This is a genomic window from Lysinibacillus sp. NPDC047702 (assembly GCF_050272555.1).
In the GTDB taxonomy this organism is placed as follows: domain Bacteria; phylum Bacillota; class Bacilli; order Bacillales_A; family Planococcaceae; genus Lysinibacillus.
Genome location: NZ_JBNNMG010000073.1, coordinates 1 through 26796 on the forward strand (window position 1 = coordinate 1; position 26796 = coordinate 26796).

The following is a 26796-nucleotide window of genomic DNA, read 5'->3' on the forward strand; positions in this document are numbered from 1 at the left end:
ACCTCGCTGTGTTGTTTGGTCGTACTCTCAACTCTAGCGGATACAGATGTTTTTTTGTATTCTTTTTTAGCAAGAACAGATTTTGGTGTTGAGCCTTTTTTATTGATGAAAAAAATAAAGATTACTTAAACCTAATTAATGTTCAATTACAATTTGTAGTAAAATCTTCATACGATAAAGAGTTTGATGATCTTATCTTCAATCAAGACAGAGATAAGACACCGTTTGATTTATTTGAGGTTTTATTAAATGATTTTTATGGGAATCAATTAACTCCTTCTTGCATTGAGCTAGTAAATGATTTAATAGTTACTTATTTAAATGGATTTGCGACTTTTTTAATCTCTTTAGAAGACAGAGAATGGATTATTTCATTATGGAAAGAACAAATTAAAATGACCGAAATCTATATTCAATCACTTATTAATAAGAAAGAAATAATTTAAAGGCACATTTTCAAAAAGTATCACACGCCATAATAAGCATTTACACAAAGTGAAAAATGCACACTAATTCAATAAGCTGACGAATCTATTGATAAATTCATTTTTTATTTAGTTATAACATCATTTCCTCCCTAACGATAAATTCAGTTGGTTCGTATTGACAAAACAGTAGACTTTTATAATTTGTAAGGTACATAATATGAATGGGGTGTATTGAATGTTTATTAAAGTTGTAGATTATCATCAAAATTGGAGTAGTGACTACCAAAAAGAGGAACATTCTATTAGGACATTCCTTCAAGAAGAGTTGGTGAATAGTTTTCATATTGGAAGTACATCAGTTCCGGGACTAAAAGCAAAACCTATTATTGATATTTTATTAGTAGTTAATGATATTAATAACTTGGATTCATTTTTTAAGCAATTTCAAGAGATTGGGTACGAAGTTATGGGGGAATTTGGGATAACGGGACGAAGATATTTCCGCAAAGGTGGAGATTATCGTACACACCAAATTCATGCTTTTCAATATAGCAATATTGAGGAAATCGAAAGACATTTAGCATTTAGAGATTACCTTCGAGAGCACCCCGAGGTTTGTAAAAAGTATGGACAATTAAAGAACCAGCTTGCCAAAAAGTATCCAAATGATATAGAAGGCTATGGCGATGGGAAAAATGACTTTGTCAAAAATGTTGAAAAAGATGCTATTAAATGGTATTGGACTATCCGTTAATGAATGTTCATTTAATGGATGCCCTTCAAGATGAAATAGAATGTTAAGTAACATTATATTGGGGTGTAACGAATGAAAAAAGCAGTGAAAATAGCCTCCTAAATAAAATTTCTAATATTTAGGAGGCGTTGAAAAATGATTTTCAATAAAATTGATCGAAATAACTGGCATCGACACGAATATTTTGATCATTATATGACCCAACAAACAACATTTAGTATGACATCTGAAATAGATATTCGCATTCTCTATCAAAACATAAAAGATAATAATTTCAAGTTTTATCCAGCATTTATCTATCTGGTGACAAAAGCTATCAACACTAATATTGCATTTAGAACGTGTTTTAATAGCCAGGGAGAATTAGGTTATTGGGAAAAATTAAATCCAAGTTACACGATTTTTAATGAGGAAACACAGACATTTTCAAGCATTTGGACAGAAACATCGGATAATTTTAAACAGTTCCATCAGAATTACGAAAGTGATTTAAAGAATTATAACGGTAGGATAAACTTATTTCCGAAATCCCCTATTCCTGAAAATATTTTTCACATTTCAATGATTCCATGGTGTTCATTTACTGGTTTTAACCTTAACATTACTAATGGGGATAATTATCTCTTACCGATTATTACTGCCGGTAAATTTGTGCACAAGGAAAATGCTATTTATCTTCCTGTTTCTTTACAAATGCACCATGCTGTTTGTGATGGATACCATGCAGGCTTATTCATGAATTACCTTCAGAGTTTTGCTGATGAATCCTATGGTTGGTTATTAGATTGAATATAAAACCTATGAAAGCGTTCCTGTTTATTACAAGAACGCTTTTCTAATCTCCCTTTATGTAAAATTCACTCCACTACTAAACTATTAATTTGTTATTTTTCTCATAATCCATTCAATAGGTCCTCTTTTAAATTTTCTACTCCATAAAACAGAGAATAAAATACTCGCTACAAAAAACAATATCGTGAATACTAGTGAAAATGCTAACGTTTGGTTCTCTAATCTATTTACTAACGCTAATAGTCCAACACCAATAAATACATGGCTGACATAATGAGTTAATGTTAATTGTCCTGTTTGAATAAGTGATTTTGTCACCCATTGCCCAGCGAACTTTTCTGAGAAATAAATGGAAGTAACGATGACAACTATCGCAGAAGCGGAATTTGATAAGATATATAAGATATTTGGTGGAATTGGTCCAGTTTGAAACAAATATTCTGCACTGCTTACATCTAATACCGATAGAGATAATCGCATTAACGCCTTTGAAAGTACCTCTATTGTTATGAGTAAAAATAAAGAAATAAACAACATTTTATTTCTTACAGCTTTCTTCGATAAATCAAGTCTGCCAAGGATCATTCCAAGTAAAAAGAAACATACCCAAGGGAATACTGGATGATATCCATTAAACAAAAGATTTCTTAGAAAACCTTCAATTGTCCAAAAATCAAGATATTCCATAAATGGATGTTCAGGATGCCATCCTTTCATATAATTCATTATCACTTGTAAGATTTGTGATGTTATTAAAAAAAGACTAGATATGATGATCATGAACTTTGTAGAAGCTGCGATAAGAAATGATGCAATCAACATATAAACACCATAATAATGTAGAATATCTCCAGTCCAATCTGCCACATATAAAAGTAAACCTAGAATAAAGAGAAAAGCAGAACGTTTCCATAATTTCACTCTATTATCTTTAATATAAGAATGATTATCTCCATTTCTAGCTTTTCTTGTCATCAAAGCAACTCCAATACCAGCCAGCGTAACAAAAGTAGCAGACGCTCTTCCTTCAAAAAGTCCAGTAAACCATATAAGCCAATCCGGCCCATTCCCTACCGCTCCCATAATAATTTTAAAGTTTACTATGAGCATTCCAAACATAGCCAAGGCTCTAGCAAAATCTAACCCTTCAATACGTTTTGATTGTAACTGTTTAGTCATAAACGTTCCCCCTTAAGCTGCAATTTATATCTTCTAAAATCTAATAACTGAAAACTAACCTAAAAAAAAGCTCATTTTCAGTTTTTACCGACCGGTAAGTAAATATTAATTGATTCTTTTAACAAAATCAAGAAATTTGTATAACTCTTTTTAGAAGTCCAGATGAAGGCTTTATGACAACAGGGATAAAACTAAAAAATATATCCAAGTAAACAGGCAACCACGGTAAGGCTACGTGTTCACTTGGATAATTTTGTTATAATATTGAACCAGAGCGATTCCTTGTCTGAACCGAGCCAGTTTACCTTGGGCCTGAGCGATTCTTTGACTGACCTGAGCAAGTTTACCTTGGACCTGAGCGATTCTTTAACTGAACCGAGCACATTTCCTTTGAACCAGAGCGATTCTTTGACTGAACCGAGCAAGTTTACTTTGACCTGAGCGATTCCTTGACTGAACCGAGCACATTTCCTTTGAACCAGAGCGATTCTTTATCTGAACCGAGCACATTTCCTTTGATCCGGAGCGATTCTTTGTTTGACCTGAGCAGGTTTCTTTTGGACCAGAACAATTTTTCGACTGACCTAGGCAATTCCTCCACTGAACGGAGCACTTTTACCTTGGTACCGGAACAGTTTTTTTCAGTTGAAGTTTTATGTTTATTTTGATAAAAGAGATTTCTTCAACAGCAGCATGTTCATCAATACTAACTCCACTCCAGTATAGATATTGCACGTTAATTAACAATGTGATGTTAACGGGAACATAAAGTTACCTTGTAGTAATTCTTTTTTTGTTAAGACAAATAACGCATCATCATCATTTGGCATAATGGTTGCTGTCATGTCCTTGATTGTAAAATCAGGTGTGAAATAAAACACCACTTTTTTCGTTGTTTTCTTTACAATACTTGCTAATACAGCTTCCACATTTTGAGCATTAAACGAAATGATATCGAAAATATGCAGCGTATCTTCTTCTTCCTCCACTAGCACAATTGTTTCTAAATCTTCCACATAGAAAATGGCCTCATGAAATACTACCGTAAAATAAAACATTAATAAACTTTCATTACGCTCAACATCTAAAATCATTGAGTTAACATGGCGATTCTTCGCAAATTTTTCAAGTAAGACAAGATCATTTTCACTAGAAAGCTGCTTAACTTTCGCATCTATCTTCATTCGAATGGAACTTTCTGCTAAATTTAAACTAAACTCACTTTCATTTAGACGTGTAAAGCCAAACTTCGGATAAAAATCCAATACCGTATCATTTGCAAAAAGATACATGAAATCACAAGTATTTTCGTGTTCTTTCATAATATGCTGCATTAATTGCTTAGCCAAGCCTTGATTGCGATAATTTTCATCTGTCATTACTGTACCAATCTGAATGCCTTTATACACTTTACCATTAATAATTATTGACATTTTGTTAATTGAAGCATTTGAAATAATCTTACCTTCGTCAACAAATGAATATGGTATATATGTGTCATTCCAATACCCTTTGTTATACCAGGCTCGAAAATCTAATTTGAATGTTTTCATTACTAAGGCATTAAAACTTTCCTTCAAGCTTTTATTATTTCGATAATCACTTACTAATTCATATTTTTCCATTTCAATTCCCTCCAATTTTTGTTTCAATCGCTTTGTTGCATTGCATGTATTTTATGGGAATTATCACCTCCTAAAAACAGCAAAAGACTTTATGAGAATAAACTCATAAAGTCTTTTTATACGCAAACTTAAGTATTGAAAATCAAATCTAATATCTTAGTTTGATTTAATACTTTATTATTTGCTTATATGGATTAGACAACATTTGCTTCTCTCAATTATCGCAAAAGGACATAACTAAATAAACCTATAATTTCTTAAAATTATAGAATAGCCCTAATTATTAAATTCGTTGGAATTTAATTTGCGATAATAAGTTTTAGCATAAAAGTCTAATCTCCCTTCTGTTTTCGGATTGTATTTATTTTACCTTGCATTCTCTTTTTTGTAAAATTTTCTAGCTATATATTTTATAAAAAAGCGTTACCCCAAGTCTTTTCCGATTAAAAAATGAAAGTGGGTGTTTTCTCATTATAAGCGTAGTGAAGCATCTTACGTATAACTTCACTACGCTTTTTTTGTTAGTTACATCTAACAAATAGGGCAGTGTATTTATGCCTCTTTCAATTCTGTCATTAAAATCTTATCAATTTCATGATTCGGAAGTGGTTTGCTAAAGTAATATCCCTGTGCTTCTTTACACATTTGCCCATGTAAAAAATTAACATGTTCTTCAGTCTCTACCCCTTCAGCAATAACTTCAATATTCAGATTGTGTGCTATGTCAATAATCGACTTAATAATCGCCTGATTGCTAGAATTCAAATTTCTTACAAAAGACTGATCAATTTTTAAACGGTCAATTGGAAATTGACTTAAATAACTTAATGAACTATAGCCAGTTCCAAAATCATCTATACTTATACTGACACCCAGACTTTTTATACGCTTTAAGACACGAATTGTATAATTGACATCTAATGCCATACTTTCTGTAATTTCTAACTCCAAATACTCTGGCGTTAAGCCTGTTTCATCAAGAATTTCACCAATAACTTCATGTAAGTTATTTTGCATAAATTGACGTAAAGAAATATTGACTGCAATCGTTAAGTTAGGATGCCCCTCATCTTGCCATATTTTTGCCTGTTTACACGCAGACCGAATGACCCATTCTCCAATCGGAACAATCAGACCTGTCTCCTCAGCAAGTGGAATAAATTGATCTGGCGACACGATACCAAGCTTCGGATGATCCCAGCGAATTAATGCTTCAGTCCCAATAATCTTTCCAGTTATAATGTTAATTTTGGGTTGATAATAAAGTATCAGCTGATTCTTTTCCAGTGCTTTTCGCAAGTCTGTTTCTAGCTTCAATTTTTTGAGTGTAGCCTGTTGTAACTCTTTTGTATAAAATTGATGGTTATTTTTACCACACTCTTTTGCTAAATACATTGCAGCATCTGCATGTTTAATTAGCTTTTCCACCGTTTCTCCATCATCCGGATACATGCTAATACCGATGCTTGGTGTTATATACAATTCCAAATGGTCAAGCGTTAGTGACTTTGAGATTGTTTTAATGATTCGCCTTGCAACAGCATCAGCTTCTTTACGACTAATATTTGATAAGAAGAGCGTAAATTCGTCGCCGCCTTGACGCGAAACTACATCACTGTCTCGTAAACAGCTGAGTAAGCGAACAGCCACTGATTGCAAAAGTGCATCTCCGATTAAATGTCCAAGTGTATCATTAATGTTTTTAAACCTATCTAGATCAATAAACATCACACATAGACTTTCTTGATTATGCTCTGCCTTAAGCAAAGCCGAATTTAATAATTGTGTAAATTGTCTTCGATTCGCTAGATTCGTCAGCGAATCATGGTGAGCCATATAATGAATCGTTTCTTCAGCTTTCTTTCGCTCAGTAATATCCATCATCGATCCGATGACTTCAACAATCTTTCCATTGTCCCAAATTGGTGATAATGTAATATAAAAAAATCGATTATAGCAGGATAGTTCAAAATTTATCGTTTCTCCATTTAAAGCTTTATGGAAATTCAGCTCTAATTGCGTAGCAACATCACTTTCAAAAATTTCAAAAGACGATTTACCTTGAATGGCGTCTGTTACCAACCCTAGTTCTTCTGCGATTTTACCTTCGCATAGAGTAAAAACAATCTTCGTATCTTCATGATTAACAATTTTAAACACACAGTTTTGCAGATTTTGAACAATTTTTCTAAAATCACTTTCTAGCGCTTTAGCTAAGGCCGTTTCCGCCTTAATTCTATCGGTAATATCTGTTCTAATTGATATATATTGATATGGTTTCCCTTCGCTATCAAGAAAAGGAACAATCGTTGTATTCATCCAATACTCGCTACCATCTTTTGCACGGTTTTTCACCTCGCCATTCCAGGTCTTCCCTTGTCTAATTGTTTCCCACATCGTTTTAAAAAACGATTTTGGATGAAATGTAGAATTAATGACGCGATGTGTTTTACCAATGAGTTCCTCGTTGTCATATCTAGAAATCTCACAAAATTTATCGTTAACATAGGTAATCACACCTTTTTCATCTGTGATGGCAACAATCGAGGCCTCATCTAATGCATTTTTTATATCATGTAAGTTTTTGAGAGTTTCATTGAACGATAATTCCAACTTTTTATGATTTGTAATATCATTACCTACAGCCAAAAACTGATAAATGTCCCCTTCATTATTCTTAATGGGTGTGATTACGAGATAAAACCAGTATTCTTTATTGTCCCCCGTTTGATATCTCACTTCCCCGCGCCATACTTTTCCAGCAAAAATCGTTTGAATAAGCTGCTCCTTACGGAAATCAAACTGTACATTCATTTTTTTGTATGATTGACCGATTAGCTCCGATTTATTACATTTAGAAATTTCGCAAAAGTGATTATTTATATACGTTATCGTTCCTTTTATATCGGTTACAAAAACACTGAACGCCCCTTCTTCTAATAACCTCAACGTGTGTTCAACTTTAGCTACATCTTGCAACATAGTACCTACTCCCCGTTATAAATTCCCTATAGCAACGTTTAATGTATCTACAGACGTTGCAACTTTATCCATTGCTTTGCTAATTTCTTTAATATTATATATAAGTGCTTCCATTCCCTGTTCAACCGTTTCGACATCGTCTAAACTTGTTGACATTGAGTCCATAATACGATTGAATGCTAAGTCAGATGCATCTGATTCTTCTTTTCCTTCTTGAACAAAATGATGAACTTCTTCGATAATCGTAACAACTTCCTCTGTAAAATCTTGTGTCTCATCAACATAGCCTTTAATTTGTTCAACTGACGTTTTCGTCTGGCTCGCCAGTTTTCTTATTTCTTGCGCCACAACAGAAAACCCTTTGCCATGTTCACCGGCCCGTGCTGCCTCAATAGATGAATTAAGCGCTAAAAGATTCGTTTGATCCGCAATTAATTGAACAAGATTAATAACTTGGCTTATTTCTTGGACAGAATGATTTAATTGTCCTACAATCTCTTCCATTTTATTCGTGCGACTAAAAATAGAATCAATGCGTGACTCTAATTTTAGTAATTTCTCTTGCCCATCAGTTGCTAGTCGATGCGTATCTCTAGAAGCATCAGCTCCACGTAATACCGATTCATTCACCACCTCACTATTTGTTACTAATTCTTGGACAGCTGCCTTCGTACGCACTGTAATATGCGTCATTTCTTCGCAAACTGTCATTATTTTCGCTTTTAACTCAGTCTTTACCTCATCGTATTGGAGCTCACGTTGACGGAGATTTTCCTTTTCATATGCCTCTAGTACAAGCTGTTGTTCAAAATTTAGAATTTTCATTATGACTTGAATAATCCTCATACTTTCATCCTGATTTTCCACGTGACGATGCACAAGATGTAATAACGTACTTTGTAAATTTTGAAATGCAGCCATGTACCACTTCGGTTCTAGTCCAATTCTATAGTGTATATTGGCTATCCTGATTCTCTTTTCTAGAAATTCTTCATTCAGTTGACCGCTAAACATTTCAATTAAATGCGTCTCTAACGTCTTTCTCAATCTATCAAGTGAACTATTTTCTAAAATAATTGTTCTTAATTGTTCTACATTTGTAATCGTTTGATAAAAAGTTCCAACGATTTCATCAATATGGTCTGATATTAACGGTTGAATCGCTTTTGATATCTGTATCTCTTCTATCGACAAATCAATCATTTCTAATTGTTTCAAGATCATTGCATCCTGAATTTCTACTCTCACCTGTTTATGTTTGGTATCATCTAGCCAATATGTTTGATTTCTCTGTTCTTTTTTCCTAAACATAGTGGACTTAAAAAAATAGTTTGTTTTCACTCTCGTTCTTTCTCCCTTACTATACGAATCAAACCAAGGATAAATTTTTATCCTTTTTTTGGATTGATATTTATAAAACAACAAAATCCAAATCTTTTCTAAAATAACAACTGCAAAAGCTTATATTCTTTATAAAACGTCTCTATTCTTATTCCTCACTCACTACTTTCTGTTATAAAGATTTGTTAATTTTCATCTTTGGATTGGGACCGGCAAGGCATGCTTTCTTACAGCAAAAAAAGACTACGAACGGGCTATTAAAACAGCTCGTTCGTAGTCGAAGATTTTCGGTCTTCAGTAGAGACCCTTAGCCCATATTACTAAGGATATACGAATGGTTTTCCAGTACACAACCTATTAAATTAATACCATCTGTGTTTCATTGAAATCAATTCACTTTTAAATGTAATTTCAAAATATTGCGTAATTATGATGGATAAAACAGCCATTAGCTATTTGTTTTAAAATGATTAATTGTATTGTTAAGTTCTATAGTTAAATTCGTCAACATTTCACTTAATGCTGCTATTTCTTCTGTTGACGCAATCGTCTCTTGAGAGGAATCACTCATCGTTTTGATCATGCTCGTTGTTTCCTTAGAAAGCTGGACAATATTCTCAATTGCCTTTCGTGCCAATTGAGATTCCTTTAAAACATTTGTAATTTCTACATTCATGTCATTCGTCAGTAAGCCAGATTGTTCTGACTTATCGCCAATATCTTCAAAGATTTGTTTCGTTTCTTGAACGATGGACAATCCTTTTTCTACGACTTTTTCGCCCGTTGACATGGAAGAAACAGCTTGCATTGTATCATTTAGAATCTCATCGATAACCTTTGTAATTTCATTGGCAGAAACAGCTGATCGTTCCGCTAACATCCGAATCTCATTTGCTACAATCGCAAAACCTTTTCCTTGTTCCCCTACTCTTGCTGCCTCTATGGCTGCATTTAAAGCTAATAGGTTCGTTTGTTCTGCTACGGTAGTAATCATCTCTGTAATTTGGTGGATTTCTTGTGAACGGAGACCTAAGCGATTGACAATTTGAACAGAATTCTCTACAGATTTATGGATATCTTGCATCTGTGAAGAAATACTTTGAAACGATATCTGTGCTTGTTTGGAAGCATCTTGTGTTTCCGATGAAGCCATTTTCACACTTTCAGATAAATTTGAAAGTTTTTGAATGCCTTCAGTTACTCGACTAACTGAATTTGCTCCATCTTCTATTTGACCGATTTGTTCTTCTGCATTACTACTACTTTCTTGCAAGCTAGCTCCAATATTATCAGATTCATGAGCGATTTGATTCGTTTGTTCCGAAACATGCTTAGCCGTTTGCGATACTTGTTTAATAGAATCTTTTGTTGTTTGAACCATTTGATGGACATGCTCAATAAAACCATTAATATATTTAATCAATCTAGCAATTTCAAAATATGCCTTTGTATCAATTCTTTTCGTTAAATCTCCGTCCCCTTCTTTTACCTCTCGCACTCGTTCAATGACCTCAATAATTGGATTGATTAAACGTTTTGATGTCATGAAAACAATGATAATAACTACCAAAATTGAAGCAACGGCAACGGCAACATTCTTATACAACATATCTTTAATCATAGCCATGGCGCTTGTTTTATCTTGAACAGAAATAACCGCCCAGTTCTCTGATTGACCTGGTATATGAATCGGATGATAGCCACTAATAACAACATCCCCTAATTCGTTTACATATTCTGATACACCATGCTCTCCCATCAGAGCGCTTTCTGTTATTTGTTGTAACTCTACTGGGACCTCAATTTCCTTTTCCTCTGTAATATGGTTACCCTTTTCATCTAAACGTATATTTCCACCATTATCATGAACAAGAACTGTTTTAGTTAATGTCTTATAATTATATTGCTCAGCGACATAATTTTGATTTGGATGAGCAACAACCTTCCCTTCGTTATCAATGATATAAATATAGATATCTTCTGAATTTGTAGCAAAATTCTCCACCATCTCTTGAATGGAAGATAATTTCATATCTGCTCCCATCACCCCAATCATCTCGCCATTGTTATTTTCTACAGGGTGAAAAACCGATGCTACAGGAACATTTCCATTCACTGAGTAATAGGTCGAACTTACAAATGGCTTTGGATCTACTAACATTTGCTGGAACCACCAACGATCACGACGAAGAGCAACTTCTCCAGATGAGCGAGCTGTTTGCATGCCATCCATACCTTGCACATAAAGAAGATCTATATAATCATTATTAGCTACTGTTGAACGTAAAATTTCCTCTTGTTTCTGGGAATCAAAAGCCTTAATGTCGTCGCTATTAGCTAGTAACTGCGTTAATTGAAAAGCTTGTACAAGAAAATCTTCTACACTTTTAGATAAAGTAGCCGTAAACATTTTATTTGATTGCTCAACACTACGTGTAAGATCATGAGACAAAAAGAATTGATTCGTTATGTTTAATATAATGATCGGTATGATCGTAAGTCCTAACATAACAACTAACAAGTATTGCTTCATTGATTTCATTTATTTCTCTCCTTCAATTGGGAGAACCAAAGAAAAAACAAAGAATCCAATAAGTATACACAAATGCTTTTAGCTGCGTCACTGTCATAAAACTAGTTTTCCTTAATCCTCCCTGTATATACTTTCTAACTTTGAACATAATATTTTTTCAGACTTTTGCGACGAATCGAACTAAAATACAATCATATTCATATAAAGAAATTCTTTTTATTCAGGAAAAAAGCCCTAAAAAACCATCATTTTTCATATTTTGCAGGTAATTTGAAATATGCCTTACCACCCGTTACCATTATAAATAATTATTTCAAAATTTCAACCAATAAATACAAAAGACTATATCATCTCCTCTTCCCATTCAAACATTCACGTTTGTAGGTAAAAAAGAGTGAAGATGTTCCTAGCAAAATACATGATAGTCTAAAAAGAAACTTCGAATTGAATCAAATTTAGGTTAAGAGGAAACGGAAAAAGCCCTTCCATCGTAGAATTTTAAAAAGGGAAAACAGGAAAAATCAGAAGATATTACCTTAGATCCTGAAAGTGGTTATTACGTCCAAAAATGAACAGACAAAGCAATTAGTGTATAGGTTGAATGCAGCGAAAAGAGCTTGTATTAGGTCCATAGTAATTTCATAAAAAAAATTTATATAAATTTACTTCGTTAAAAAAGGCATCTAAAAGATTCAAAAGCCATTTTCGATTGCTGCTGACGATAGTTGAATAATCGTGAAGCAAAGATTTTCAATAGAAAAATACATAAATAACCGTTAAAATCAAAAATAGTTATTAAGCACTCTAACATGATTTAATATATAATGAATTAGGTATTAATTATGGTCTTTGGTATTTATTGGTTGAAATTTTGAAAGAATTATTTATAATAGTAACGGGTGGTAAGGCATATTTCAAATTACCCACAGAATATGGGGAATCATGGTATTTCAGGACTTTTCTCTTATGTCAAAAGAGATTCTTTATATGAATATGATTTGACGAATTTAACTTTGAAACGTAACAAAGTGAATTGATTTAATGAAACAGTGATGGTAAAAGTTATGTTGGTAATAATTAGGTTATGTACTAGAAAACCATTCGTATATCCTTAGTAATATGGGCTAAGGGTCTCTACTGAAGACCGAAAATCTTCGACTACGAACGGGCTGTTATATTAGCTCGTTTGTAGTCTTTTTTTATTGTAAGTAAACATGCCTTACCAGTCTCCATCCTAAGATGAAAAATTAAAAAGAGTATTTATACGCAGAAAGTGGTGAGTGGGGATTAAGAATAGAGATGTAGTAAAAAATCAGAAGTTTTTTAATTTAAGAATATTGGAAAAATAAGTGTGAATGGGGTTAGGTATTATGAAAAAAAGGTTATTTGCCTTAACGATAACAGCAGGATTATTACTAGCATCTTGTGGGAACAACTCGGCACAAAATGAAGATTCAACTGAATTACGGGTAGAAGATAGATTCAAAGTTGGGATTATGTTGCCAGACGTTGGACTCGGTGATCAGTCTTTTGCAGATTTAGCAGTAGCAGGTTTAATCGAGGCACGAGATGAACTTGGCATTATGTTTGATTACCGTGAGCTTGGCAATGAGCCGAACTATGAAAAAGGGATTAAAGAGTTAGTGGAAGAGGGCAATGATTTAATTTTTGCAGTAGGCTTCTCACTACAAGCAGATTTGGAAAAGATCGCAAAGGCAAATCCAAAACAACAATTTGTTCTAATTGATTCAGAGTCAGACATTGAAAATATACATTCTATTACCTTTAAAGAAAATGAGGGTAGCTATTTAGCAGGTGCATTAGCTGCAAAGACGTCAAAAACGGGAAAAGTTGCTTTTCTAGGTGGGATGGTGGACCCAGTAATCGAAAAGTTTGAAAAAGGTTTTGCGGACGGAGCAAAGGCCATCAATCCCACTATTGAAGTGATTGTGGCATATGCAGATACATTTTCAGATGATAAGGTTGGAAAGACAATGGCTGCTAACATGATTCATCAAGGAGCAGATGTCCTTTACGCAGCTGCGGGATATACAGGTGTTGGCTTATTGCAACAAGCGCAAGAAAGTGGCGTTTTAGCGATTGGGGTTGATACAGATCAATATACATATGCAGAAAAAGCAGTTGTATCTTCTATGTTAAAAAATATTGATGTAGCCGTTTATGAATTTGTAGAAAATTATACAAAAGATCAACCAACTGGGCAGCAGCGTATTGCCTTAGGTATGAAAGAAAAAGCGATGAAACTTGCACCTGTGCGTGTGATTGATAATGCAACAAAGATTGAAGATGAACTAAATATACTATCACAGCAACAATTTGGCCAATAAGAGGAGTTAAGAAAATGTCATTAAATAAAAAAATATTAGTAAACTCGTTTACGCTCATTGCGGTTTCGATTGCTCTGATTGCCATTGTCATTATGGCAATGATACGTATTCAATCATCAAACCAAGATATTTTGCCGAAAATCATTAATATTCAAGTGATTGAATCCGAGTTGAAAAATACACAAAATGAGCTAAGCAGCTATGCAACAGCTATTAGTGTCGCTCAACCACAGAGTGTGACAGATAAACAAATTGAGTCATTGAAAAAATTAGAAGGTACGATTAACGATAAATTAGCAATTATCGAACCTTCGTTACAAAATAAAGAGAATATAGAAGTCTTTACTAAGATGCAAGGGAAATTCACAGCCTTCTTAACTGCAACCAACCAGGCAGTAACCGATAAAAATGCAACAAATGTACGCACACAAGAAGCACGTATTGCAGGCATTTTAAATGATGTGCATGTGCTAGGCCTGTATGCCAATGAGCATTACCAAGATATACAAAAAGAGTTAACACAGCAAATTAAATTTGTTATTACACTATCATTAGTAGGCATTATTCTGTTAGTTTTATTTGGGAGTGTCTTTACAGTATTAATTATTAGAAATATTACAAAACCGCTTCGTAAACTGGCCCATAATGCCAATGAAATTGCCTCTGGAAATCTTATGGTGGAGCCTATTCATTATAAAACGAATGATGAAATTGGTGTGTTAAATCGTTCATTTAATACAATGACAAATCAATTAAAGCAGTTACTAGATGCGATTCATAACGTGAGTGGACACATAGATACATTAACGAATGATTTAGAGCGTGAAAACAAATTATTCGCTGAAATCAGTGAACATGTTGCAAGTGCCACAGAAAAAATTTCGAGTGATTCCCTATTCGTTTCAAATTCACTCCATCATACTGTGCAGCTTGTCGAAACAATGGATACCGATTTCAATCACAACGTACAGCGCTCAACGGTTTCTGTTGATCATGGCAAACTGGCTGTTGGCGCGATTGATAAAGGGAAAGAAGTCATTTCCTCTCAACAAGAAATGATCGAAGAAAACATTCAAACGGTAAAAGTCATTCATGATGTGGCAAATACCTTTATGGAGCATACAGCTCGTATCGAAGAAATGGCTGGGGTTGTTGCCGATATTTCAGCGCAAACGAATTTACTAGCGCTCAACGCCTCGATTGAAGCAGCTCGCGCAGGAGAACATGGCAAGGGTTTTGCAGTCGTAGCAGAAGAAGTACGCAATTTATCCGAAGCTACAAGCAAATCTACAGAGAAGATTTTTGGCATTGTTGGTGCTATCCAAGCAGGTGTGCAAAATATGTCTAATTCAGTGCACCTAGGAGTTGAAATTGCTGAAAAACAAAAAACCTCCATGTATGAAACAACATCAGCATTTGAAAGTATTGAAACAGAAGTTCGGAGCATCATGAGTGAGCTTCAAGAAGTAGCACAAGGTATGAAGCATTCGAAGGGATTAGGTGAGCAAGTCCTTGAGCATGTAGAAAATGTAAATCACATGCTAGAAGAAAATGTGGCGGGTACAGAGGAAATAACCGCTTCAACAAATGAACAAACGCATGCTATTCAAATAGTTGTCGAGAAAATTATTGCATTACGTCAGCTATCAGATGACTTAAATAATAGCGTGAAACAATTTAAAATACTTTAATTTGCAATGCCCGCTAAGTACGGTTCTTACAGCAGTATCTGAGACAATATAGCTTTCTAGTTACCCAAAAATTTTTTGACTCATCCAGTATTTTTACTGATAAATTAAAGAATCCATTTTGAAAAAGATTAATCAAAATGGATTCTTTTCTATCAGAAATAAAAACTTAAGCTACGTTCTTCAACTAAACCATCATATAGTGTATTAACTACATAGTTATAGTTTTTGTTGCAACAGTTTGTTGAAATGCCTGATCATGCTCAACAAACACCATTGTGGGATTAAAACTTTGAATAAGCTCTTCAATTTGCATGCGCGAATAAATATCAATAAAATTTAACGGTTCATCCCAAATATATAAATGAGCTTTTTCACATAAACTCTTGGCTATAAGTAGCTTTTTCTTTTGTCCACCAGAATAATGACCTATATCTTTCTCAAATTGAATTCGATCAAAATCCATTTTGCGTAGGATGGATTTAAATAACGTTTCATCAATGTCATGCTCTTCAATAAAGTCCGATAACATTCCCTTTAAATGAGAAGTATCCTGTTGGACATAGGAAATAATAAGCCCCGAACCTATATTTATAGAGCCCGTATGCTGTATTGAATTTCCTAGAATGAGTTTTAAGATACTACTTTTCCCGCTACCATTCTTTCCATCAAGTACGATTCGATCACCTTGCTCGACTTTAAAGCTTATTGGCTGATTCACTATTTGGTCGTCGTATTGAACAGACACATCTGCCAAAGCCAGTAGTTCTTTTGACTGAAATACCAATGGTTCTAATTTTAATGACTCCGTTTTTTCCACATTTTTTAGTAGTTTTGACTTTTCCTCAATAGCTTTTTGCTGCCTTGATTCTATGCTCTTCGCTCTCTTCATCATCTTTGCTGTTTTATGTCCAACAAAACCTTTATCTAACTTAGAACCCGAATTTGTTGTGCCATTTTTGGAAGCTTCCACTTGATTAGACCAGCCTGCTGAGCGCTTTGAAGATTGTATTAATCTCCCTATATCTTTTTGTAAACGCTGATTGGTTGCCTCTTCATGGTCTTGCTGTCTATCAAAATTTAACTTCCAAGAAGAATAGTTACCACTTTGAACTTCGATATTTGCCCTATTTATAGATAAGATATGATCAACGCATCCATCTAAAAAGATTCTGTCATGTGAAATTAAAATAAACCCTTTTTTCTTCCTTAAATAATCAGAGACAACCTTTCGAGCATCTGTGTCTAGATGGTTGGTCGGCTCATCAATTAATAAAAACTGACCATCAGTTAAAAAAAGAGCAGCAAGCAACACCTTTGTTTGTTCTCCATTTGATAATGTTTTAAATGGTCGATACATAACCTCGGCATCAACATCTAGATAGGATATTTCACGAAGATATTCCCAATCTTCTGCTTGGGGGCAAATTTCTTCAAAAATTTCATAGGTATACTTGTTTTTATCTGAAACTGGATAAGGAAAATAATTAAATTCTACTGAAGAAATGATTTTCCCTCTATACTCATAATTCCCTAATAATAGATTAAAGAATGTTGTTTTACCTCGCCCATTTCTACCAATAAACCCAAGTTTCCAATCCGTATCTAATTGAAAGTTTACATTTTCAAAAATATTGTCAAAGCTACTTGGATAAGAAAAAGTTAAATTTTGAACTTGTATCATTGACATAATAATTCCTCCTTTGTATAGCTATACTTTTTATACAAAGTCGGCATATCCATCCATTCTAAATCTCTCCGTATAAGTTTGATGGATATTAACGACTTGTACGGAGCATTACATGTGTAACAATAGTATCTGAATCGCCCATTTCTCTCTCCCCTTTATTGATTCAATTATTTATGAGAGAATAAAAAATCCTCCCAATTTGTCATTGGAAGGATTAGTCTTTCACTGGTATTGCATAAGAACTTTTTTGCCACAGGAAACATGACAAATAAAGTTTAAACTGATTGATTGATAAAAATGGACAGACTAATCCTATATTTTGTAGTTTGAAGTTATTGATTTCAACATAAAATATAGATTAGTTCATCATTGTTCATCCATCAGTCCTCTCATAATTGTATGTTTATATTAACAAATTTTTTTGTGGAATACAATTCTGTTCTTCTTCATTTTAAATACTGTTTGTTGATCTTTTGAAAATCCTCGTAAAATTGACCAACATGCTGCGTCTATTCCCATTTCAGATTCTAATTTAATTTTCGATATAAATGTCCTTCCTAATATGGACCTTTAATTCAGTTAATCATGACATTTAATCACCCTAAACTTACCACGCCTTTTTTATTCCTGATGTAATACCAAGATAAAACATAAGAAGTCACTCATCAATTTTCCATGAGTGACTCCTTAATTACCTAATCTGGTTTATACCAGAATATTGTAGAATAATCTTCTTTGTTTAATCAATTAATTGATTAAACTTTGTAGGCAAATCAACTCCTAGTTCTTCCATTTGAGCTTTAGCTTTTTCAATTAACTTTGTAACTTCTTTTTTCGTTTCATCATCTAAATTTTCAAATTTATCGCCTTTTCCCTTGAAATTATGATCTGGAAGAGACACTCTTAGATCTTTGAGCTGCCCATCGGCCTCCTCTTGCGTTAAGGAACCATCTTCCACTTGTTTCATAATGGCTTGTACCTTCATGCGCGTTTCGTCATCTAAATTTGAGAATTTATTGCCTTTTCCCATAAAATTATGATCAGGAAGAGATACTCCCAATTCTTTAAGTTGTGTATCAGCCTCCTCTTGCGTTAAGGAACCGTCTTGCACCTTTTTCATAATTGCTTGTACCTTCGTGCGCGTTTCATCATCTAAATTTGAGAATTTATCGCCTTTTCCCATGAAATTATGATCGGGAAGAGACACTCCCAGTTCTTTAAGTTGTGTATCGGCCTCTTTTTGTGTTAAGGAACCTTCTTGCACCTTTTTCATAATTGCTTGTACCTTCGTGCGCGTTTCATCATCTAAATTTGAGAATTTATCGCCTTTTCCCTTGAAATTATGATCTAAAAGAGATACTCCTAGTTCTTTGAGCTGTGCATCGGCTTCCTCTTGCGTTAAGGAACCGTCTTCCACCTGTTTCGTAATTTCTTGGACCTTTGTCTTCGTTTCATCATCTAAATTTGCAAATTTATCGCCTTTTCCTGTAGGAAATGATATCCCTAATTCAGCTAGTTCTTTCCTCAGATTATTTAAAATTTCATCAACTTTTTGTTGTGTTTCAGCATCCAACTTTTTGTATTCTTCTACATTTACTGTCTCTTTTTGAACTGTAGCAGCATAAGTTGGAATAATTGTACCTCCAATTATCCCTAGTGATAAAGCTCCTGTCATAGCATAAGTTACCATCTTACTTTTTCTTTTCATTGTTATTCACTCCTTGAATTAGTGTAGACGAGGCTTTTACCTCTAAGCTTAGAGTTTAACTAAGCTTAGCCTTCACTTTATCAGCGAATTGTGTCAGCTGAATGTCAAAAGAACAGCATTTCAAAACTTTGTATTAATACTTACTTTATAAAAATGAATAAAGAACTGTAATGTTTCATGTAGAAAATCCAATTTTGAAATTGATTTCCCTTGGTTTGTAGTAGTTCTAAAAATATTCCTATTAATAAAGAGGATAAAAGAAATAACGAATGAAAAATAGGAACTCGCCCTTACTCTCCCCACTTTGTTTGCCAGATTCTAACTACTATTCCAAACTTTAATCTGATAAAATGAAAAAAAGAATTGTCTGGAGGTGTATGCAAGTTAATAGCATTCTAAACGAATGAAATAACTTGAATTTTCGTGGGTGATAATATGAAAATTTCAATAGAAGAAATAAGCCAAGATTTAGAAGAAGAGATTGTTATTAGGTGTCATAAGGTTGATGATGAAATAGATGCCATCATCAACAAGCTGAAAACGGAAAATCTTATTTTACTTGGATATCAAAATGATAGTATTCACCGCATTAAGCTTAATGATATCTATTATTTCGAGGCAGTCGAGGGAAAAGTTTTTATTTACTGCAGGAACAACGTTTTTGAGGTAAAACAAAAACTTTACGAGCTAGAGGAATTATGTAAAGGAAAAAACTGTTTTCGCGCATCGAAATCAACAATTTTGAACATCACGAAAATTTCATCTGTTTATCCGACGATAAGTGGCCGATTCGAAGCGGTGCTGGATAATGGAGAACGTGCTGTTATATCAAGGCAGTATGTGCCTGTCCTTAAAAATATGCTAGGTTTGTAAAGAGGGATACATATGAATTTTTTACAATTTGTACAAAAGATAATTAAGGATTTCTTTATCATCTTCGCGTCCATAATCATGATGATTACTTTGTTGCGACAAATATTTTATCCTGACATGGCCTTTGATTTGAAATCGATTTATATCATAATGGCATCTTCATTTCTAAGTGCATTAACGGGATTTATTTTTTATTCTCCCAATGATCTCAGTGAGAACAAAATGCGTATAAGAATAATAATTCATTTCTTCACTTTGGAGATTTTATTGATTGTCCTAGGCAGCGCTATTAATATTGTTAATGATGCATTAGGTGTAATCTTTCTAGCACTGCAAATCGCGGTAATCTATATCATTGTTCGTTTACTTTCATGGCAAAATGATAAAAAAGATGCAAAAAAAATCAATGAAAAACTAAAATTAATGAAAAAAGACTTTGGTGAATAGTCAAGAAAATCAATAAGCAGTAGTTATCTGATAACAAATTATTTAACGTTAAGCATTAGAGCTTACCGTTTTTTTGCATCTTATTGGCTTGTGAATACAACTTACTGTTTTTCCATATACATCCTTCCATCTGTTTATTATGATGATTTCATAAAATTATGAGGTGGAGGAACAACAATGGGAATTTTACTATTACTAATGGCTGTGATTTTCGAGATTGCTTTTGCAATCTACTGCATAGCGACTAAGCAAAACCATAACAAAATAAAGAATTGGATTAGGATTGCTGTATTTATAGTATTTGTGTTACTTACTGTTTCATCAGTGCTTGTCTGGAATTTTAGCTGGGTAATGCTTGCTATACTACTTTTCTTATTAGCCCTAAATGGAACAGTAACTCTTATCCTTAAGAAAACAAATAACAAACCATACAAAACTTCTAGCATTGTGTGGAAGTCCATTATGATGATATTGACATTTGTATTTGTACTTTCACCTGTCATTATTTTTCCACAGTATCCATCACCAAAAGTGACAGGAGAATATGAAGTCGCCACCGCTACTGAAACATTTTACGATGAAGACCGCATCGAGGAATTTGTAGACACGGAGCAAAACAGATTCGTAAATGTGGAATTCTGGTATCCAAAAAAGGCAGATGGAACATATCCGCTTTTGGTATTCTCACATGGAGCATATGGTATCAAGGAAAGTAACGCCTCTACATATACTGAGCTGGCAAGCCATGGTTATGTAGTCGTTTCCATCGATCATCCCTATCATTCCTTCTTTACTCGTTCAGAGGATGGAATAGTGACCATGATCAATAAAGATTATTATTATGAAATCACCGATTCTAATAAAGAAGGTATTTACACAAAGGAAGAACTCTACAAAATCATTCAAAAATGGATGAAATTGCGAACAGATGATATGAATTTTGTCATTGACACGATTCTAAAAAAAGCCAATAGTAACAGTAGTCCTATTTATTCACATATCAATACAGAGAAAATTGGTGTATTTGGACACTCAATGGGCGGTGCAGCAAGTGTTTGGTTAGACAGAGAGCGTAATGATATAAGTGCAGTAGTAAATATCGATGCCCCTTTCTTTAGTGAACTTATTTATAAGAAAGAAATGGATGATTTTATAGCAAGGAGCAAGGATTTTACAACCCCGCTCCTTAACATTTATTCCGATGATGTTTGGAGACAGCTTGAAATTAGTCCCATTTATATAGCAAACAAACCTAATAATGAACACTTCAAAGAAGCATATACTGTTCATCTCCAAGGGGCAAAACATTTAAGCTTGACCGATTTATCGCTTTTCTCTCCTATACTGACAAATATTCTACAACGCGGAAAAGCTGATATTGATAAATTATATTGTATTGAAACTGAAAATGAATTAATACTGGAATTTTTTGACTCGAAATTAAAGGGCGTCGGCCAGTTCACTCCAAAAGAGACATATTGAACATAACAATCTTGTCGCCATAAATTTAGGAACGGCACAAATACTTGTATAAATTTTAAAAGAGGAAGTCCATTAACCTGAATTGGACCTCCTCTTTTAATCTACTAGAATTATGAAGTAGATATAACTTTAGTGTCTTTTAGTGACTTTCTAACTTTATCAAGCTCTTCTAGACCAAATGACAACTGGGATAAGTAATAGGGATAAAAGCCCCCCTACTAAAGATAGTATTGCATAACTTGCATTTGCCACTACCATGCCTGAAAGAGCACCACCTGAAGCTCCTGCGAGTGCCACTAAAACATCCATTTTTCCCTGCGTTTTTGCACGAGTGGAGGGCTCTGTCGAATCTACTATTTGAGCAGTACCACTAATTAAGCCAAAGTTCCAGCCCAATCCTAGTAAAGAAAGTGCAATGATTAATAGCACCATCGAATCACTCGGTGCGAATGCTGCTAATAAACCTGCGAATAACAATGTAATCCCGGAAGCAATACTCATAGCTGTGCGTCCGATTTTATCAACAAGTATTCCTGTTACAAGAGAAGGAAGATACATGGAGCCTACATGAAATCCTATAACAATGCCTACTTCTGTCAGGCCATGCCCATGATGCTTCATATGTACTGGTGTCATCGTCATGATAGCAACCATTACAATCTGAGTAAGTACCATAACTGTTGCACCGACTGCTAGACCTCTTTTATTGGTTGTTGGTTGGATGGATTGAGTATTATTTTCAGATGCAGACTTTTGTTTATGTGCTTCTATCCTTTGCGCAATTTCTAATGGATCAGGTCGCAGCATAATAAATAGGACTAGACCTGCTAAAATAAATGCTGTTGCTGATAAGAGGAATGGACCAGCTAATGCAGGAATACCAATGGATAATGCAAATTTCCCCATGACTTCTACTAAATTCGGACCTGCAACCGCCCCAAATGTAGTCATCACCATGGTTGTGCTAATAGCCTTTGCTCGTTGTTTATTATTTGCTAAATCAGTTCCTGCATAGCGGGCTTGTAAATTGGTTGCGGTACCTGCTCCATAGATTAGAAGTGAGGCAAATAATAAAATGACACTATTCATCATGGCAGCCATCACGACACCTATAGCACCTAGACCTCCTACAATAAACCCTGCTGATAAACCTGTACGACGCCCATAACGCTGTGATAATCTTCCCACAATTAAAGCGGCACCTGCCGACCCTAACGTAAATAAAGCGGACGGTACTCCTGCATAAGCATCCGTTCCTAGCATTTGTTGTGCTAAAAGAGCACCTACCGTGATACCTGCAGCAAGTCCTGCTCCACCGAATATTTGAGATAGACTAACAACCATCAACACACGCCTATATAGACTTTGTAGCTTTTCGGGTGATTCTATATAAAGTTCAACAGAATCTTGTGTTTTACTAAACATTTCATAGCACCTACTTTCTATTTTTCTCAAATGTTAAAACGTGACCATTTTGTCAGCCCATTCGACAACCTGAACACAGTCATCCATTGTAGAAATTGGACAAGAAGATGTTTCATCTAGTAATCTCGATTTTAAACATGTTCCACAAGCCAAAAGCTCACCCTTTAATTCTACAAATTTATTCATTTGTACTTTCACATTAAAACTTGGATGCTCAATGTTTTCACATTCTACAGCTTCACCCATTAAAAATATTTTTACTTCATGCTCTTTCATTCGTGCAGCATTCGCAAACCTAAACGCATTCCAGGCTTTCTCTGGCTCTTTTGTCTCTAAAATAATACCTAATTTCATCCCTTATTCCCCCAATTCCATGTAATTATTTCGCTAATTGCTGCCATTCTCTAACGCCCTCTTCTAATCGAAAAGCATTAATTCCACTTGCCTTCAGAATTTTTACAGCTTCGGCAGACATTAAACAATAAGGTCCTCTACAGTATGCAACAACATCACAATTGGTTGGTAAAGATGCTAGATGCGCTTCTAATTCCTCAATAGGAATCGAAACCGCTCCCGGAATATGTGCTTTTTCATATTCTTCCTTAGGTCTTACATCTAGTAGCAATACCTCCCCTTTATCTATACGGCTAGCAAGATCTGTAAGAGTGACCCCATCTAATCCAAGTTGATTATTTAAAAACTCTTCCCTTATTTGTTGAACCTGAATAAGTTGTTTTTCAGATAATGCATGGAAGGTAGTTAAAAAATCGGCTATGATTTCATTTGCTAGTTCATAAATAACAAAATTTCCTTCTTTTTTAAACATGACTAGTCTTGCATTAAATAGTACTTTTAAATGTTGCGATACATTCGCTACTGACATATCTGTACTTTTGGCTAATGCCTCCACAGATTTAGGACCTTGTGATAAAATATCAAGAATTTCTAATCGTTTTGGACTTGATAGGCATTTCCCTATTCTTGCAAATTCTTGATATAATAAGTCCTTTAAATTTCGTTCATCAACCATTCAACAAACCACCCTTCAACTATTCAATTAATTTATTGAATAGTTGAATTTTAAGCTTAAAGGCAACCTTTTGTCAAACAAGAAAGGGGTTCAGTTGACTTATATTAAAAAATGAAAGGAAAAATTATTAACATATTTTCTGAAAATTATGGGAGGATATAAAAATGGTGAACTCCGTATTTTTTATCTTTAATTGACTTTATAATGAAATAAAGTGCGCACTACTAATAGTGGAAGGTTGAAAAATATGAAAACAAGTCAACAATTAGTGATAAGTAATTTAGAGGAAAAACTAAAATTATTTACTCATGCAGTTTCTGGACAATTGATAAAGGAAGCTGACTTTGTAATAGCCAACACGGAGATTCCTACTGATACATTTAATATGTTATTAGCAAAATCCCCTACGATTCATAACGAAAATCATATTAAACAGGGAATCAATCATTTCATTGTAAAAAAACATCCTTTCAGTACATGGGTGGATGTCAACAATCTAAGCGATGATTGGCTACAACTGATAAAGGAATATGACTTAAAGGAAGCTGAACGAAATATTATGATGAAGCTTGACCAGACACTTCATACTGGTCAACGAATTTCGAATCATCTTACCATAACACAAGTATGCAATAAGGAAGAGTTGCTACAATATAAAGATGTTTTTCTAAGTTTATTTGAGGGAACACCCGAAAGAGATGCGTTAGAAATTTATTTTCAGAAATTCTCTCAGGAAAAATTAGCAACAAAAGCTCGAATGTTTATTGGTTGTATAAACGAAATGCCTGTAGCTACGGGATTATTAATCGACAGTAATGATTGCTACGGTATTTATGATGTGATGACAAAAGAAATGTTTAGGGGCAAGGGCTATGGCAGTGAGATGTTTCAGTTCCTACTCAGTCAAACAATCGATAAACAAAAGCCAGTAGTCTTACAGGCATCAGAGGACGGAAAAAATATTTATAAACGCTTCGGATTTAAAGAAGTCGGAGAAATGATTGTCTTTGAATAAGGCTTAGGTATGCCTATAAAGTAGAGCCCATTTTGACACAAACTCAAAATGGACTCTTACTTTTTTTCATTATTGTACCTGCATCACAACATTCTTTTTCTTTGAATAAAGTAAAAAAGAAATCGTTAGACTCACGCTTATAATCCCAAAAACAAGCCCCATTCCACTTAGTCCAATTAAATCAAGCATCATTCCTGTTGATAATAAGACAACCTGAAAGATGACAGAATCAATCATATTGCGGAAGGAGAAAAATCGACCGTGGAAATCTTTAGGTACTTGCTTTTGAAAAATGACCATAGTAGTTGGGAAAAAGCATCCTACTGAAAATCCAAAAACGCCAAATGTCAGTAGTGCAAAGAATTTAATATCTGATAATAAGAGCATTAGCTCCATTGAACCAATAATAAATGCTAATGTGAAGAGCAATGTCCCTATTTTCACCCGCTCTGCTATCATCTTCAAGCCAGCTGCTCCCAGCATGAAACCGATGCCTTCAACTGTGTATAATAATCCTGAGATAGTCGTTGACTGATGAATTTCGGAAATCTTCATAATGACTAAATTAAAGGATCCTAAAAATAATGTTGGAATAAGCATTAGGACTAGAGTCATCAAGACAATAGGATGCTCCTTTACCATTGGTAGAACCTCTTTGAAGTTACCCTTTTCCTTATTCGCTAAAGATGAATTTTCCGTTTCATCCAACTGTAGGAAACTTGTAATAATAAACATAATAATATAGACGATAAATGAAATAATGTACAACCATTTCAGCTCAAAGAAGCTTAACATAAATCCTGCTGCGGCAGTACCAATAATCCTCGAAATTGTCCGTGCATTCATTTGCCATGCATTTAAGGCCATTAAATCATTATCCTTAACGATCATTGGAATAATTGATTGAAGGGCAGGCATATAAAAGGCTGCCGCAATTTGCAAGGTTATTAAAAAAAGAATCATCCAAATAACCGAATTTGTATAAAGTGCCATAAACATAAAAAGAACACTAATGATTCGTGCGACACTTGCCTGCTGTACAACAGTTTTCTTCCTCGATCGATCAATAATGCGTCCAGCCAATGGACCAACTACTAGACCCGCTAATATACCGCAAGAAATAATTAAAGATTTGTGAAAATCAGAAGGTACAACCTCTTGCATAAAAGCGAGATTTCCTATAATTCCAGCCCACAAGCCAAGACCTACAACAAATTCACCTAATAAAATAATCCATACATTCCGATTGTGCCACATGCTGTATCTCCCCTGCTGTTCCATATTCAATTAATATCACTCATCGTAACAAAATGAAAATAGTTCGTATATAGAAATATATAAATTTTTAAATATTTTATTTCGGCTCAACACCAAAATCTGTTCTTGCTAAAAAAGAATACAAAAAAACATCTGTATCCGCTAGAGTTGAGAGTACGACCAAACAACACAGCGAGGT

General features: G+C 34.3%; 19 protein-coding genes and 2 riboswitches. Of the genes, 8 read left to right on the forward strand and 11 right to left on the reverse strand.

From position 1 onward, the window contains the following. Positions 1 to 663 precede the first annotated feature (663 nt). Together ACQKIM_RS23805 and catA are read left to right on the forward strand one after the other, a co-directional pair. On the forward strand, positions 664 to 1182 hold the full coding sequence (locus tag ACQKIM_RS23805; protein ID WP_427548732.1) for a GrpB family protein: 519 nt from the start codon (positions 664 to 666) through the stop codon (positions 1180 to 1182). Between the two features lie 135 nt (positions 1183 to 1317). Further along, positions 1318 to 1971, forward strand: coding sequence for a type A chloramphenicol O-acetyltransferase (gene catA, locus ACQKIM_RS23810; RefSeq protein ID WP_427548734.1), 654 nt, complete (start codon positions 1318 to 1320; stop codon positions 1969 to 1971). Positions 1972 to 2058: 87 nt separating this feature from the next. On the opposite strand, the gene ACQKIM_RS23815 is transcribed toward catA, so the two are convergent. The 5 genes from ACQKIM_RS23815 to ACQKIM_RS23835 form a co-directional block, all read right to left on the reverse strand. Then, entirely contained in the window at positions 2059 to 3153 is a 1095-nt protein-coding gene (locus ACQKIM_RS23815) for a DUF418 domain-containing protein (protein ID WP_427548736.1), read from the reverse strand. 740 nt (positions 3154 to 3893) lie between these two features. After that, positions 3894 to 4778, reverse strand: coding sequence for a GNAT family N-acetyltransferase (locus ACQKIM_RS23820; RefSeq protein ID WP_427548738.1), 885 nt, complete (start codon positions 4776 to 4778; stop codon positions 3894 to 3896). A gap of 552 nt (positions 4779 to 5330) precedes the next feature. Beyond that, entirely contained in the window at positions 5331 to 7760 is a 2430-nt protein-coding gene (locus tag ACQKIM_RS23825; RefSeq protein ID WP_427548740.1) for a sensor domain-containing protein, read from the reverse strand. A gap of 15 nt (positions 7761 to 7775) precedes the next feature. Beyond that, positions 7776 to 8978, reverse strand: coding sequence for a protoglobin domain-containing protein (locus tag ACQKIM_RS23830; protein ID WP_427548742.1), 1203 nt, complete (start codon positions 8976 to 8978; stop codon positions 7776 to 7778). A 377-nt stretch (positions 8979 to 9355) separates the two neighbouring features. Beyond that, positions 9356 to 9455: riboswitch (purine riboswitch) on the reverse strand. Positions 9456 to 9549: 94 nt separating this feature from the next. Continuing rightward, positions 9550 to 11643 carry a methyl-accepting chemotaxis protein gene (locus tag ACQKIM_RS23835; protein WP_427548744.1) on the reverse strand — a complete coding sequence of 698 codons (2094 nt, stop codon included), beginning with the start codon at positions 11641 to 11643 and terminating at the stop codon, positions 9550 to 9552. Between the two features lie 1072 nt (positions 11644 to 12715). Continuing rightward, positions 12716 to 12815: riboswitch (purine riboswitch) on the forward strand. A 189-nt stretch (positions 12816 to 13004) separates the two neighbouring features. Between ACQKIM_RS23835 and ACQKIM_RS23840 the strand changes: the two genes are divergently transcribed. Then, positions 13005 to 13982, forward strand: a complete 978-nt coding sequence (locus ACQKIM_RS23840; RefSeq protein ID WP_427548746.1) for a BMP family lipoprotein — start codon at positions 13005 to 13007, stop codon at positions 13980 to 13982. Positions 13983 to 13996: 14 nt separating this feature from the next. Continuing rightward, positions 13997 to 15673 carry a methyl-accepting chemotaxis protein gene (locus ACQKIM_RS23845; protein ID WP_427548748.1) on the forward strand — a complete coding sequence of 559 codons (1677 nt, stop codon included), beginning with the start codon at positions 13997 to 13999 and terminating at the stop codon, positions 15671 to 15673. Between the two features lie 208 nt (positions 15674 to 15881). On the opposite strand, the gene ACQKIM_RS23850 is transcribed toward ACQKIM_RS23845, so the two are convergent. Continuing rightward, positions 15882 to 17360: an Lsa family ABC-F type ribosomal protection protein gene (locus ACQKIM_RS23850; RefSeq protein WP_427548750.1), complete on the reverse strand. Its 1479-nt coding sequence runs from the start codon at positions 17358 to 17360 to the stop codon at positions 15882 to 15884. Between the two features lie 739 nt (positions 17361 to 18099). Next, entirely contained in the window at positions 18100 to 19068 is a 969-nt protein-coding gene (locus ACQKIM_RS23855; protein ID WP_427548752.1) for a hypothetical protein, read from the reverse strand. 435 nt (positions 19069 to 19503) lie between these two features. Between ACQKIM_RS23855 and ACQKIM_RS23860 the strand changes: the two genes are divergently transcribed. The 3 genes from ACQKIM_RS23860 (at position 19504) to ACQKIM_RS23870 (ending at position 21870) form a co-directional block, all read left to right on the forward strand. After that, complete coding sequence (locus ACQKIM_RS23860; protein ID WP_427548754.1) at positions 19504 to 19941, forward strand: LytTR family DNA-binding domain-containing protein; 438 nt, start codon at positions 19504 to 19506, stop codon at positions 19939 to 19941. A 12-nt stretch (positions 19942 to 19953) separates the two neighbouring features. After that, the gene (locus ACQKIM_RS23865) at positions 19954 to 20388 is read left to right on the forward strand and encodes a DUF3021 family protein (RefSeq protein WP_427548756.1); all 435 of its coding nucleotides are present in this window, start codon (positions 19954 to 19956) and stop codon (positions 20386 to 20388) included. A gap of 177 nt (positions 20389 to 20565) precedes the next feature. Continuing rightward, a complete protein-coding gene (locus ACQKIM_RS23870; protein ID WP_427548758.1) occupies positions 20566 to 21870 on the forward strand; it encodes an alpha/beta hydrolase family protein in 1305 nt (434 codons plus the stop codon). Positions 21871 to 22029: 159 nt separating this feature from the next. On the opposite strand, the gene ACQKIM_RS23875 is transcribed toward ACQKIM_RS23870, so the two are convergent. Genes ACQKIM_RS23875 through ACQKIM_RS23885 form a run of 3 tightly spaced genes read right to left on the reverse strand, consistent with a single transcriptional unit; the run spans position 22030 to position 24325 of the window. Then, a complete protein-coding gene (locus tag ACQKIM_RS23875; protein WP_427548759.1) occupies positions 22030 to 23295 on the reverse strand; it encodes an MFS transporter in 1266 nt (421 codons plus the stop codon). A 33-nt stretch (positions 23296 to 23328) separates the two neighbouring features. Then, entirely contained in the window at positions 23329 to 23649 is a 321-nt protein-coding gene (locus ACQKIM_RS23880; RefSeq protein WP_427548761.1) for a DsrE/DsrF/TusD sulfur relay family protein, read from the reverse strand. Positions 23650 to 23674: 25 nt separating this feature from the next. Further along, positions 23675 to 24325, reverse strand: coding sequence for an ArsR/SmtB family transcription factor (locus tag ACQKIM_RS23885; RefSeq protein ID WP_427548763.1), 651 nt, complete (start codon positions 24323 to 24325; stop codon positions 23675 to 23677). Positions 24326 to 24572: 247 nt separating this feature from the next. Between ACQKIM_RS23885 and ACQKIM_RS23890 the strand changes: the two genes are divergently transcribed. After that, the gene (locus ACQKIM_RS23890) at positions 24573 to 25340 is read left to right on the forward strand and encodes a GNAT family N-acetyltransferase (protein WP_427548765.1); all 768 of its coding nucleotides are present in this window, start codon (positions 24573 to 24575) and stop codon (positions 25338 to 25340) included. Positions 25341 to 25409: 69 nt separating this feature from the next. Here the strand turns inward: ACQKIM_RS23890 and ACQKIM_RS23895 are convergent, their stop codons facing one another. Beyond that, a complete protein-coding gene (locus tag ACQKIM_RS23895; RefSeq protein ID WP_427548767.1) occupies positions 25410 to 26597 on the reverse strand; it encodes an MFS transporter in 1188 nt (395 codons plus the stop codon). Positions 26598 to 26796: the final 199 nt, after the last annotated feature.